Genomic DNA, 12,579 nt, shown 5'->3' with positions numbered 1-12,579 from the left:
GTGAGGCCATGGAAGACGACAAGGTGCTGATCGAGGATCCGCGCATGAGGCCGCTCCCGCGGCCCGGTGCCGCGCTCGAACGCCCGTGCACGGATGCCATATGGAGTGAAGGCCCCGTGTGGTGGGAAGACGGCGCCGTTACCAGGAGCGGCTTCGACGTCGTCGACGGGCGGTATCCGAGAAATGGCCGCGTCTTTGCGGTCATCGAGCCCGGCCTGTCCGATGGCTTCAGGCTGGACGCCGATGGTAACCTGTTCACGAGTTCGGCCGACGGCATCCAGGTCTATGCACCGGATGGAACGCGGCTCGGCAAGATCGTCGTGCCGGAGGTCATTTCGAACTGCACTTTCGGCGGGCCCGATCGATCGACTCTTTTCATCACGGCCAGCACCTCGCCCTCTTCGATCGAGCTGGCGACGAGAGGCAGTGTGCTGCCATGAATGCTTCCTCCGGTTCTCAGGCAACGGACGGACGGCCGGCGGACGACGCCCTGGTCTGCTTCGACAATATCAGGAAGCAGTTCGGCGGGGTTCAGGCGTTGCGCGGCGTCTCCTTCTCGCTCGCCGGCGGAGAAATCCTTGCTCTGCTCGGAGAGAACGGCGCGGGCAAGTCGACGCTCATCAAGGTTCTGGCCGGGGTCTACACGCCCGACGAAGGCGAAGTCCGCTATCGTGGCAAGCGGTATCTGAATGCCGCCCCGAAAAGCGGCGTGAGGCAGAGCGTCGCCTTCATCCATCAGGATCTCGGACTGCTCGAGTGGATGACGGTCGCCGAAAACATCGCCATGGCAATCGGCTTTCCACGCCGGGCCGGCATCATCGACTGGGAGAAGACCGGCGCCACCGCCCGCGCCGCCCTCGATCTCATCGACAGCGACATCGATCCCGACCGGCGCGTCCAGGATCTGAGCCGAACCGAGAAATCCCTGGTCGCCATTGCGCGTGCACTGGCCGTCGAGGCGGATGTGCTCGTGCTCGACGAACCGACGGCAAGCTTGCCGGCCGACGAGGTGAGCCGGCTGTTTGCGGCGCTGAAAAGGCTGCGTGACAGGGGAATGGGCATGATCTTCGTGTCGCATCGTCTGGATGAGGTCTTTCAGATCGCCGACCGGGTGGTCGTTTTGCGTGACGGACAGCTTGTCGGCGACGAGAAGGTCGCGGATGTCGATGCCGACAGCCTGGTCCACATGATTATCGGACGATTGCCCGAACGCATCGTCACCAAGACGGACAGCGTCGGCGGCCGCACGCTGCTTCATGTGCACGGCATGCGGATCAACGACGGACCGCCGCTCGATTTCACGCTTTCGCAGGGCGAAATCCTCGGTCTCGTCGGGCTGCGCGGCGCGGGCCAGGAAAATGTCGGGCGGGCCCTGTTCGGCGCATTGCGCTTTTCCGGCGACGTGACGCTGAACGGCAAGATCTATAATCCGGCCACCCCGCGTGCAGCGATTGCGAGCGGTGTCGGCCTCATCGCCCGTGACCGGACCGAGGAATCGACGTTCGCGGCGCTGAGTATCCGGGAAAACGCCTATATCAACCCCGGAGCCGTCGGGCGGCCCCTCCTGTCCATCATGTCGCCGCGCCGCGAGGCGGGACTGGCGGCTATCCTCGGGAAGGCGGTCGGACTGCGCCCCAATGAACCTTCCCTGCCGATCGAGGCCCTGTCAGGCGGGAACCAGCAGAAAGTCGTCGTCGGCCGCTGGCTTTCGATGGGCGGAAACCTGCTGATCGCGGAAGAGCCCACCGCCGGCGTCGATGTCGGCGCCAAGGCCGAAATATACGGGCTCATACGGGAAGGGCTGAAGCGCGGCCTGGGCGTCATCCTGATCTCCACGGATTTCGAGGAGGTGGAGAAGCTGTGCCATCGCGCGCTGGTTTTCAGCCGTGGCGCGATCGTCGACGAATTGACGGGCGATGCACTGAACATGGATCGCCTCATCTATTCCGCATCCGCTAAAGCCAGCTGAATTGTGACGGTATCGGGAGGAGCCGCAGGTCATGCAATCAATCAAATCCAACGCAGTCGAACCGACGAAATATGATCTGCGCGGGAAATCGCTCGGAAAAAAGCTCCTTCACCTTCTGCCGGTCTACGGTCTGGTGCTGCTGACGCTTCTGCTGATCGTGATCTTCTCGCTCATTCTTCCCGACACGTTTCCGACCATGCTGAACGTGCGGTCGATCATCAGCGACAAGGCGATCATCGCCATTCTTTCGCTTGCCGTGATGATCCCGATGGTCACGGGCAAGATCGACCTCACCGTCGGCTACGGCATCGTACTCTGGCACATTCTGGCGATCAGCCTGCAAACGCAGTTCGGCTTTCCGTGGCCGGTGGCGGTGATCGTCGTCCTGCTGCTGGGCGCGTTCGTCGGCATGGTCAACGGCATCCTGGTCGAGGTCGCCCAGATCGACAGCTTCATCGCCACGCTGGGAACAGGAACCATCCTCTACGCGCTCGCCCTATGGCACACCGGCGGCAGACAGGTGGTAGGCACCCTTCCCGAAGGCTTCTCCGCGATCAACAACAGCTGGCTCTTCGGCCTGCCGATCACCGGCTATTACGTCCTGGCCCTGGCGGTCGCTCTCTGGCTGCTGTTCGAATATACGCCGCTCGGCCGCTACCTCTACGCGATCGGCGCCAGCAATCGCGCCGCCGCGCTGAACGGCATTCCGGTGCAGCGCTACGTCATGGGCGCCTTCATCGGTTCCGGCGTGCTCTCTGCGGTCGCCGGCATCATCCTGGCGTCCAAGCTCGGCATCGGCCAGGCAAGCGTCGGTCTCGAATATCTGCTGCCGGCGCTCGTTGGCGCGTTCCTTGGGTCCACGACGATCAAATCGGGCCGGGTCAACGTCTGGGGCACGATGGTGGGCGTCACCATTCTGGCCGTCGGCATTTCCGGCATTCAGCAATTCGGAGGCGAGTTCTTCGTGGAGCCGCTGTTCAACGGGGTGACGCTGCTGATTGCCATCTGCATTGCGGGCTATGCGCAGAGGAGGCGCAGGTTCTCGACACCAAAGGATACAAACTCGAAGGGCAACTAGTTTTTCAATGGGAGGGAAGAGCATGCGCATGAACAGTTATTTAGCCACGACCGCGGCCATCTTGGCCTGCATGCTGGTGAATGTCTCGGTGGCTTCGGCGGACGCGCTGGTCGACGAAGCCAAAGCCAAGGTGGCGGCGGCATCCAAGAAGGTGGACAAATGGGACGGCCCGACCTCCGGGCCCAAGGCGGCGGCCGGAAAGACGATCGTCTACGTTGCCGGCGATATGCGCAATGGCGGCATTCTCGGCGTTTCCGACGGGATCAAGGAAGCGGCTGGCGTAATCGGCTGGAACTATCGCGCGATTGACGGTCAGGGCTCCGTTTCCGGCCAGGCAGCCGCTCTCGCTCAAGCCGTGGCCCTGAAACCGGATGCGATCGTCGTCGGCGGCAGTGACGCCGTCCAGCAGAAGGCTGCGCTCACCGCCGCCGCCAACCAGGGCATCATCATTGCCGGGTGGCACGCAGGTCCGGTTCCCGGCCCGATGGATGACGAGCATCTATTCGTGAACGTCACCACGAATGCCATGGACGTTGCCGAGGTCGCCGCCATGAAAGCCATCGCCGATTCCGACGGCAAGGCCGGCGTGGTGATCTTCGCGGACTCCGCCTATGCGATTGCGATCGCCAAAGGGCGCGCCATGGAAGCCGTCATCAAGAAATGCGGCGGCTGCAAGGTACTGGAATTCGAAGATACGCCTCTTGCCGACACGTCGACGCGCATGCCGCAATTGACGACCACCCTCTTGCAGAAGTTTGGGGCGAAGTGGACCTATTCGCTGGCAATCAACGACCTCTACTTCGATTTCATGGGCCCCTCGCTGACCTCGGCCGGCCTGAAAGGCGATGGTGCCCCCTTCAACATCTCCGGCGGCGACGGGTCGGAATCGGCCTACCAGCGTATTCGCAGCGGCCAGTTCCAGACGGCGACCGTCCCCGAACCGCTGAACATGCAGGGCTGGCAGGTCGTCGACGAGCTCAACCGCGCCTTTTCAAAGCAAGCCTGGTCCGGCTATATTCCCGGTATCCATCTCGTGACGAAGGACAATATTGCGTTTGACGGCGGAGACAAAAACGTCTTCGATCCTGGCAACGGATATCGTGACGAATATCGGAAGATCTGGGGCAAATAGCCCGCATCGTCCACGCCGCTTGAGCGAGGCGGGACCGTGCCGCCTCCTCTTCTGTCGTGAACCATGTATCGGAAGAATGTATTGCCGGAAGATCGTGCAGCAGATCGGCTTTTGATGCTGATCGAAAAAAGCAGCCATTGCCTCAGCTTTTACGACTGTGAAAGCGGCGCCCTGGTCGATTCCATCCCGCTGCCGGAATTTCCGCACGAGTTCGTCGTCGATTCGGCGCAACGATATGCCTACGTCGCCCATTACGGCGTGCGGACCTCATCGAGCACCGAGCCGGGAGGAGCTTCGATCCTGGTCATCGACCTTGTCGGTCGCAAGCTGCAAAGGCGGATCGACTGCAGGCCGTTTTACCGATTGCATGGCATCGGCATGGACCGGCTCGACCGCCTTTACGCCCTTAGCGAGACGGCGGGCGTATTGTTGCGATTCGACGATCCGCCGACGGCCGAGCTTCCATCGCGTGCCGTGGTCAGCGGTGGGCTCAAGAGCCACCTTTTCGCGCTCAGCCGCGATGGCCGGTGGGCCTATTGCATAAATCTCCTAAGCCATACCGTGACGAAAATCTCGCCTCAGGACGCGACCATAGCGCCGGTGGCGATCATACCCGGCGAAAAGCCGGAGGGCACCCTGCTCAGCGGAGACGAGAAGACGCTTTACGTCAGCAACCGGCTGTCAGGGACGATCGTTTCGATAGACACGGAGACGATGGAGATCACAAGGCGGGCATCATGTCGCACCGATCCGGCGCGAATCTATGCGCTGCCGGGCGACCGATTGCTCATCGCGAACTACGAAGGCAGAAGCGCTTCGCTGCTTGCATCCGACACGCTCGAAGAGATCGGCCTGGTGCAATTCCCGGGCCGCCCAGCCGCCGCCTGCGTCGACGATCTGTCCAATACGGCGTTTCTCTCGCTCGATACGAACCAGTCCGTCAGGCTTGAACTGGAAACGATGCGGATTGTCGGCTCATTCGATACGAAGGCAGAGCCCGATTGTTGTTTTCTTCTCGCAAAGCGATGATGCGATCCGTGACCGAGGTGTCGCGTCATGATGGCTCCGCGTTGCCGAACGGCAACAGGACCATAAAAACATGATTTTTATATTCAAGATAATATCCAGATGGAGAACGACGAAAGGCGAATGGAAACAGGCACTTGCCCTGTCCGTTCGGAGATGATCCGATATCGGTCGCCTCAACTTTAGAAGCGATCCAGAATATTGAGATTGCAAGGGATTTGTCGTTCACCTACTGCCGAAGGATGGGCCTTGCCCAGCGCGCAGTCCGGATAAGGTCGATGAACGCCAAGACGTTTGACATTGCTGGTTTGTATACGTCGGAGCAGGGGCGCCTGCGCCAGCTCGTCAGGCGCCTCGTCGGAAACAAGACGACCACGGAAGATCTTGTTCACCAGACCTTCGTGAAGTTGCTGGCAGCCGCGGACGGCGGCAATATCGACAATTGCCCGGCCTATCTGAGGACAACGGCCCGCAACCTCGCGCTCAACCATTTGCGTGATCTCAAACGGCACGCCGAGGTCGGCGTCACGGATGCCGAGCTTCACGCCATACCCGACCTGCAGCCCTCCCCCGAGATGACGGCGGTCTATCGATGCGAGCTGCGGCGCGTTCTCCAGGCAGTCGCCTCGCTTCCGCCGAAACGGCGCGAGGCCTTCGTCCTCAACAAATTCGAGGACATGAGCTACGACGAGATAGCCGCTCGCCTCGGTGTTTCGCGAAACACCGTAATTTCGCACATCGTGATCGCCCTTGCCGATCTCGATCGGAAAATCGGCGGCAAATAATCCGGCGCTCTCTTCATTGGATTGCCCTGCAGCGGTGTCATGAAGGTTAAGGGTATTGGTATGCCGGGACCTGGAAGACACCCGGATTTTGGAGCGACATGAGCGAAGACGCGACCGATCCGATCGTCATGGAAGCCTTGGAGTGGTTCGTGCGCATGCGCGACGACAAGGTGACGGCGGTCGAGCGGCAGGCTTTCGAGGCCTGGCTCGCCGCCGACGATGCCCATGCCGCCGCCTGGAAACATGCGCAGGCCCTTTGGGCTCGTTTCGATATCATGCAACCGGAATTCGACCGGCTGCGCCGTGGGCGATCATTGCTTTCACGGCGTAACTTCACGCTCGGCGCAATCGCGCTCGCCGGTGGAGCGGGCGGCCTTTACGCGGCTGGTCAGCCGGGCCTTTTCGCCGAGTATACGACCGATATCGGTGAACGCCGCACGATCGGCCTGCAGGACGGCAGCTCGGTCGAACTCGGCAGTTATTCGGCGTTTTCCACCCGCTTCACAGAGACCGAACGACACATCGAATTTTATCGCGGCGAAGGTTTCTTCGATATTTCGCCCGATCCCTCCCGCGCATTCCTCGTGCATGCCGGCGGCGGGACGACGCGAGCGCTGGGGACGAAGTTCGATCTGAAATTCGTCGACGATCTCGTCACCGTCGCCGTCAGCGAACATGCCGTGCAGGTGCAGACGGAGGGCCTTTCCAATCTGAGGCTCGAGGAAGGATGGCAGGTCAGCTACGCAGGCGGCAGGCTCGGCCAGCCGACCCAGGCGAGCCTCGACACGGTGGAAGCCTGGCGCAGCGATCGCATCGTCTTCCAGGACGTGCCGCTGCGGCGCGTGCTGGCGGAACTGGAACGCTACCGGCATGGGCGCATCATCCTCATGAGCAGCGGTATCGGCGACATTCCCGTCACGGCGATCTTTGAAACGAAGCACACCGGGAATGCCCTCCGGACGATCGCCGACACGCTCGGCATCCGCCTTATCGATGCCGCCAACTACGTCACGCTCGTCTATCGCGCCGGCTGACATCGGAAAACATGAATTTTTTTCTCAACTCATTCATTAGCTCCGTCCTCGTGGGTGTCTAACGTTTCGGGGATCTCGATCAGAGGCCCTTTCGAACGGAAATCCCGCGATTGGCGGGCGACAGGATGCAGGTGGGGCGATGCAGTACCGCGGAAACGGAAATCGGGAATCACGACGGGTCGAAACGGGTGGCAATCTACGGCGCCACCGCTCGCCGGCAATCGCGCTTCTGGTCGCGACCGCGCTCGGCACCGTCGCCCTCGCACCCGCACCGGTATTTGCGCAGGCTGCCGAAAAGACCGGCCGCGTTTCCTATGACATCGCGCCGCAGCCCTTGTCCCAAGCTCTCGTCCAGTTCTCGAAAGTGACCGGAGTTCAGTTGTTCTTCAACGCCGATCTGGCCCGGGGACTAAGCTCGAAAGGCGCCAGGGGAGCTCTCACCAGAGCCGAAGCCCTGGAGCGAATTCTCGCGGGATCCGGCCTCGTCTATCATTTCACCAATCCGACCACGGTGACGATTTCCAATCCCGCAGGCCCATCCGGCGGTTCGGCCGCCGCCGATGGGGCGACCGCACTCGCCCCCATCGTCGTGCAGGCCGGCAAGCAAAACGGCTTCGTGTCGACCGACGGCAGCGTCGCCTCGAAATCGAACATCCCGCTTCTGGAAACGCCGCAGTCCGTGCAGGTCGTCACGGCCGCACAGCTTGAGGTTCAGAAGCCGCAGACCGTGCGCCAGGCCATTGCCTATTCGAGCGGCGTCACCACGCCGGACAGCCCCGACAATCGCCTGGACAATTTCATCGTCCGCGGCTTCGAGGTCGATCAGTACTATAACGGCCTCAAGCTGCAGCAGGGGACCTGGAGCACGCCGAAGGTCGATCCGTTCTTCCTCGACAGTATCGAAGTTCTGCAAGGCCCCGCATCCGTTCTCTACGGGCAGGGCTCGCCCGGCGGTATCCTCAATCTGGTGGGCAAGAAACCGACCGACGAACCGCTCCATGAAATCCAGCTGCAGACCGGCAGCTACAATCGCGCCCAGGCTGCCTTCGATTTCAGCGGGCCGGTCAACGATGACGGCACACTGCTGTATCGCCTGACCGGATTGGGCCGAACGACGGGAACGCAGGTCGAAAATCAGCGGGAACAACGCGTCGAAATCGCTCCGGCCGTCACGATCAAGCCGGACGAGGATACCAAGCTCACGATTCTCGGCGATTACCTCAACGACCCGAAAGGCGGCTTCTGGAGCCGCTTGCCGGCAACGGGAACGCTCGTTCCAACCAGCCGCGGCACTTATTTTCCGACGGGCCTGTTTACCGGCGACAAGGATTTCGACCATATGCGCCGCCAGCAGCAGAGCATCGGCTACGAGCTCGAGCATCGCTTCGACGATGTCTGGACCGTGCGGCAGAACCTGCGCTTCCAGCATATGAGCGTCGACTATGCCGAATTGCAGGCCGCTTCGCTCGCAGCCGATGGCCACACGCTGAGCCGGTCGGCCTATACGGCGCAGGAGCAGATCAACACGCTCGCGATCGACAACCAGGCCGAGGCGGATTTCGATACCGGCGCGGTCTCGCACAAGGCCCTATTCGGCCTGGATTATCAATATAAGAACTGGAACAATTTCACCCGCTACGGCCTTGGACCGTCGCTCGATCTCGACAATCCCGATTATACCCAGGCCGTGACGACGCCGCCCGTTTTCCAGAGTGCGCGGCAACGGCAGAGCCAGGTCGGCCTCTATGCCCAGGATCAGTTCAAGCTCGACAATTGGGCGCTGTTGCTTTCGGCCCGACAGGATTGGGCGACGACCGACAGCACCAACTATCTGACCGGCGTCGATACCGACCAGAACGACCATGCCTTCACCTGGCGCGCCGGCCTCACCTATCTCTTCGACAACGGCTTTGCGCCCTATGTAAGCTATGCCACCTCCTTCAGCCCGACGGTCGGCGTCAGCTCTTCCGGCGACCCCTTCAAGCCGACGACCGGCAAGCAGTATGAAATCGGCTTCAAGTACCAGCCGACCGGCTTCGACAGCTTCATAACCGCATCTCTCTACGATCTGCGGCAGCAGAACTATCTGACCAGCACATTGACGACCCCGGTCGTCCAGACGCAGGTCGGCGAGATCAGAAGCCGGGGCGCCCAGATTTCCGCCGTCGCCAGCCTTACCGATGAGCTCAACGTCACCGCCTCCTACGCCTATCTCGACAACGAGATCCTGAAGGCGAGCGACGGCACGGCGGGCAATCGCATCGCGAATCTGCCGGCCAATACCGCATCGCTATGGGCGGATTACAAGTTTCAGGATGGGGTGGCCGACGGACTTGGTCTCGGCCTCGGCGTCCGATACATCGGCAGCCGCTATGTGACCAACGCCAATACGGCGAAGATTCCCGACCATGTGGTATTCGACGCAGCCTTGAACTACGATCTCGGAAAGATTTCCAACGAGATGCGCGGAGCCACATTTGCCTTGAACGTCTCCAACCTGTTCGACAAGCACTTCATCAGCGATTGCACGGCGGCCGGTTGCGTCTACGGCATGCGCCGTACGGTTTTCGCGACGCTCGGATACAAATGGTGACGCGATACCGATATGGCCCGGCAGCCGGTATCGGCCGTCGGGCGCTACTGGCCGGCCTTGCAACCTCATGGATCGGCGGCATCGCCGCGAAAGCCGCCGGCGTTCCGGAGACGCCTTCCGGCGCGGTTTCCCGGATCGCTGCCCTGGATTGGGGAATTGCCGCAACGCTCCTGAGCCTCGGCGTCGTGCCGGTCGGCGTGCCGGCTCCTGCCTGGTATGCCCGCTACGTCGTCGATCCGGTCCTGCCCGGATCGGTCATCGACGTCGGCCTGCTGTTTACGCCGAATTTCGAACTGCTGCAGGCCCTTTCCCCGCAACTCATCGTCGCAACGCCTCTCCTGCAACAGGCCGCTCCGATGCTGCAACGCATCGCGCCCGTATATGGCGACCTGCTGTTCCAGCCAGCGCCGGACGTTCTGGAAATAGCCGAGAGGGGAACGCTCGGGCTGGCCGACAGGATAGGCGTAACGGCAGCGGGCAAAAGCCTGGTTGAATCGACGCGCAACGAACTGGCCGCAACGGCCCGGCGCCTTGCCGGCCATGCGAGCCGGCCGCTGCTGCTGGCAAGCCCGCTGGATGCGAGGCACGTCAGCCTCTTCGGCCCCGACAGTCTTTATGGCGGCGTGCTGCGGCAATGCGGCCTGACGAATGCCGGAACGGCGATCCAGGGAGAATTCAACATTGTCGGCCTGGAAAAGCTCGGCGCCTACGGCGACGCCACGATGATCCTTCTCGATAGTCCCGCCGCGCCCGGAATGGCAGTTCGGCTGACAGAAAACCGCCTGTGGCGAACTTTTCCCTTCGTTCGCGCGGGACAGCTGCATGTGCTGCCTGCCGTGCTCGGCTCCGGCGGTCTGCCGTCCGCCTCCCGCTTCGCGCGCCTGCTGAGCACCGCCCTGACCGACAACGCCGGGGGATCGCAATGATATCGGCGCAAGACAGGCACCGTCCGGGCGCGGCCGCGATTGTCGTCGCCTTCCTGTTGGCGGCCGCTCTCGTTTCGACCGCGACACGGCTTTCCGAATTGCTGCCCGTCCACGATTGGTGGCAGGTACTGGTCAGCCCGGATCTCGATTCCTACGCACAGGTTCTCGTTCACGACAGCGTTCTGCCGCGGTTCATCATAGCGCTGCTTGCCGGCGGCGCGCTCGGCCTGTCGGGCACGATCTTCCAGCAGGTGCTGCGCACGCCGCTTGCCGACCCATCGACGCTCGGCGTCTCGGCAGGGGCCTACCTTGCCTTGGCGGCAGCCGGCCTGTGGGCACCGGCGCTGGCGGCATCGATGCGGGAAGCGATTGCTCTTGCCGGCGGCCTGACGGCTTTCGCGCTCGTCTTCCTGATCGCCTGGCCGCATCGCCTCTCGCCGATCTCGCTGATCCTGGCCGGCCTCGTCATCACCTTCGTTTGCGGCGCCGTCTCGGCAGCGATCAGCCTGTCCTACAATCTGGGAATGAGCGGACTTTTCGTCTGGGCGAGCGGCTCGCTGACCCAGAACGACTGGTCCGCGGTCTCGCGGCTTTTCCCTTACGCTGCCTTGGGCTGCCTTGGCGCCGCGTTTCTCGCCCGGCCGCTGGGCGTGCTGTCGCTAAGCGACGAGGGCGCAAGATCGCTCGGCCTTTCGCTTTCGGCCGTGCGGCTGCTGTCGATCCTGCTTGCCGTCATGCTGGCAGCCTTCACCGTCAGCGCCGTCGGGGTCATCGGCTTCGTCGGATTCGCCGCGCCGTTTATCGCCCGGGCGAGCGGTGCACGCAGGCTGCCGCAGCGCATGATCGCAAGCGTCGTCATCGGCGCCGTCCTGCTGCTCGCCGCCGATGAAGCATTACAGCAGGCCGCGCGCTTCATGCGGGAAATCCCTGCGGGTGCTGCGACCGGACTTCTCGGCGCGCCGCTCATCGCCATCTTCCTGGCGCGGCTGCCTATCGTGGAAACACCGACGCTGCCGGCCGCCGAGCGACGCAACCGGCGCCCTCTCCTCTATCTCGCGATGACCGGGGTGGTGCTGCTGGCGCTCATCTGGATCTCGCTGTCGCTCGGTCCCTCGCTTGCCGGATGGAGCTTCGCCTCGCCTTCGCAAGTCCAATCGCTGCTGATCTGGCGATTGCCCCGCCTGGCGGCGGCGGCCGCGGCCGGTATCCTCTTCGCGCTCTCGGGAACCATCATCCAGCGTATGACCGGCAATCCGATGGCGAGCCCCGAAATCATCGGCGTCAGCACCGGCGCCGCGCTCGGCATCCTCCTGCTTGTCCTCATGGCTCCGGCCTTCACGCCCCTGACGCAGCTGGGCGCGGCGGCCGCCGGCGCGATCGTCAGCCTCGTCGCCGTTCTGCTGATGGGACGGCGAAGCCGCTACAATCCGGATCATGTGCTTCTCTTCGGCATTGCGATCAATACCGCCTTTGCCGCATTGATTGCCGTCCTGCTCGGTACAGGGTTGCCGAAAATCTACGGCGTCCTGCAGTGGATGGCGGGCTCGACATACAGCACGACCCCGACGCAGGCGACGATCGCCGTCGTCGTGGCGGCGATCTTGCTGTCGATCGCGCCGTTCTTTACCCGCTGGCTGGATCTGCTGCCGCTCGGCGCTGCCTCGGCGAAAGGCCTCGGCCTCAACATATCGGCCAGCCGGGCCGTACTTCTGCTTCTGTCGGCCCTCTCGGCGGCGGCGGCAACCTTGCTGATCGGCCCATTAAGCTTCGTCGGCCTCATGGCCCCGCATATCGCCCGCACGCTCGGCTTCCAGCGCGCGCTTCCCCACATGATCGCAGCGGCCTTGGCCGGAGCGGCGCTGACGACGATTGCCGACTTCGTCGGGCGTGTTTCGCTGTTTCCCAATCAGCTGCCCGTCGGCATCGTCTCGACCCTGATCGGCGGCCCCTACTTTCTCTGGCTGATGCGAAAACAAGGGCGATAAACTCAAGATTTACTATAGCAATCGAGGCCGATCTCTTGCTAGGACGGACAT

The 12,579-nt window shown here is 62.6% G+C and carries 10 protein-coding genes; all 10 read left to right on the top strand.

The annotated features are described in order from the left end of the window. Positions 1-8 precede the first annotated feature (8 nt). A complete protein-coding gene (locus ACJJVH_RS27525; RefSeq protein WP_412066687.1) occupies positions 9-440 on the top strand; it encodes an SMP-30/gluconolactonase/LRE family protein in 432 nt (143 codons plus the stop codon). Then, on the top strand, positions 437-1,969 hold the full coding sequence (locus ACJJVH_RS27520) for a sugar ABC transporter ATP-binding protein (RefSeq protein WP_412066686.1): 1,533 nt from the start codon (positions 437-439) through the stop codon (positions 1,967-1,969). The genes ACJJVH_RS27525 and ACJJVH_RS27520 overlap by 4 nt, the downstream gene beginning before the upstream one ends. A 31-nt stretch (positions 1,970-2,000) precedes the next feature. Further along, on the top strand, positions 2,001-3,047 hold the full coding sequence (locus ACJJVH_RS27515; RefSeq protein WP_112795042.1) for an ABC transporter permease: 1,047 nt from the start codon (positions 2,001-2,003) through the stop codon (positions 3,045-3,047). Between the two features lie 22 nt (positions 3,048-3,069). Next, entirely contained in the window at positions 3,070-4,179 is a 1,110-nt protein-coding gene (locus ACJJVH_RS27510) for a substrate-binding domain-containing protein (protein ID WP_112795041.1), read from the top strand. A 114-nt stretch (positions 4,180-4,293) separates the two neighbouring features. Beyond that, positions 4,294-5,208 (top strand): YncE family protein, encoded by a 915-nt coding sequence (locus ACJJVH_RS27505; RefSeq protein ID WP_412066685.1) that lies wholly within the window; start codon positions 4,294-4,296, stop codon positions 5,206-5,208. Positions 5,209-5,483: 275 nt separating this feature from the next. Beyond that, entirely contained in the window at positions 5,484-5,990 is a 507-nt protein-coding gene (locus ACJJVH_RS27500) for a sigma-70 family RNA polymerase sigma factor (RefSeq protein WP_112795296.1), read from the top strand. A 98-nt stretch (positions 5,991-6,088) separates the two neighbouring features. After that, entirely contained in the window at positions 6,089-7,024 is a 936-nt protein-coding gene (locus tag ACJJVH_RS27495; RefSeq protein WP_412066684.1) for a FecR family protein, read from the top strand. Positions 7,025-7,163: 139 nt separating this feature from the next. Then, positions 7,164-9,617 (top strand): TonB-dependent siderophore receptor, encoded by a 2,454-nt coding sequence (locus ACJJVH_RS27490; RefSeq protein ID WP_412066683.1) that lies wholly within the window; start codon positions 7,164-7,166, stop codon positions 9,615-9,617. After that, positions 9,611-10,543: an ABC transporter substrate-binding protein gene (locus tag ACJJVH_RS27485; protein WP_412066682.1), complete on the top strand. Its 933-nt coding sequence runs from the start codon at positions 9,611-9,613 to the stop codon at positions 10,541-10,543. The genes ACJJVH_RS27490 and ACJJVH_RS27485 overlap by 7 nt, the downstream gene beginning before the upstream one ends. Then, positions 10,540-12,528, top strand: coding sequence for a Fe(3+)-hydroxamate ABC transporter permease FhuB (fhuB, locus tag ACJJVH_RS27480; protein WP_412066681.1), 1,989 nt, complete (start codon positions 10,540-10,542; stop codon positions 12,526-12,528). Before ACJJVH_RS27485 ends, fhuB begins: the two co-directional genes overlap by 4 nt. The last annotated feature ends 51 nt before the right edge of the window (positions 12,529-12,579 follow it).

The organism is Rhizobium sp. SYY.PMSO (genome assembly GCF_046840415.1).
Lineage (GTDB): Bacteria > Pseudomonadota > Alphaproteobacteria > Rhizobiales > Rhizobiaceae > Rhizobium.
The sequence above is the reverse complement of the archived record's forward strand: the minus strand, read 5'-3'. Positions and strand labels throughout refer to the sequence as shown.

Excerpts from the sequence above, each read along its gene's own strand:
- ACJJVH_RS27515 (WP_112795042.1), top strand. The coding sequence starts at position 2,001 with ATGCAATCAATCAAATCCAACGCAGTCGAACCGACGAAATATGATCTG.
- ACJJVH_RS27500 (WP_112795296.1), top strand. The coding sequence starts at position 5,484 with ATGAACGCCAAGACGTTTGACATTGCTGGTTTGTATACGTCGGAGCAG.
- ACJJVH_RS27485 (WP_412066682.1), top strand. The coding sequence starts at position 9,611 with ATGGTGACGCGATACCGATATGGCCCGGCAGCCGGTATCGGCCGTCGG.
- ACJJVH_RS27510 (WP_112795041.1), top strand. The coding sequence starts at position 3,070 with ATGCGCATGAACAGTTATTTAGCCACGACCGCGGCCATCTTGGCCTGC.
- ACJJVH_RS27495 (WP_412066684.1), top strand. The coding sequence starts at position 6,089 with ATGAGCGAAGACGCGACCGATCCGATCGTCATGGAAGCCTTGGAGTGG.
- fhuB (WP_412066681.1), top strand. The coding sequence starts at position 10,540 with ATGATATCGGCGCAAGACAGGCACCGTCCGGGCGCGGCCGCGATTGTC.
- ACJJVH_RS27520 (WP_412066686.1), top strand. The coding sequence starts at position 437 with ATGAATGCTTCCTCCGGTTCTCAGGCAACGGACGGACGGCCGGCGGAC.
- ACJJVH_RS27525 (WP_412066687.1), top strand. The coding sequence starts at position 9 with ATGGAAGACGACAAGGTGCTGATCGAGGATCCGCGCATGAGGCCGCTC.
- ACJJVH_RS27490 (WP_412066683.1), top strand. The coding sequence starts at position 7,164 with ATGCAGTACCGCGGAAACGGAAATCGGGAATCACGACGGGTCGAAACG.
- ACJJVH_RS27505 (WP_412066685.1), top strand. The coding sequence starts at position 4,294 with ATGCTGATCGAAAAAAGCAGCCATTGCCTCAGCTTTTACGACTGTGAA.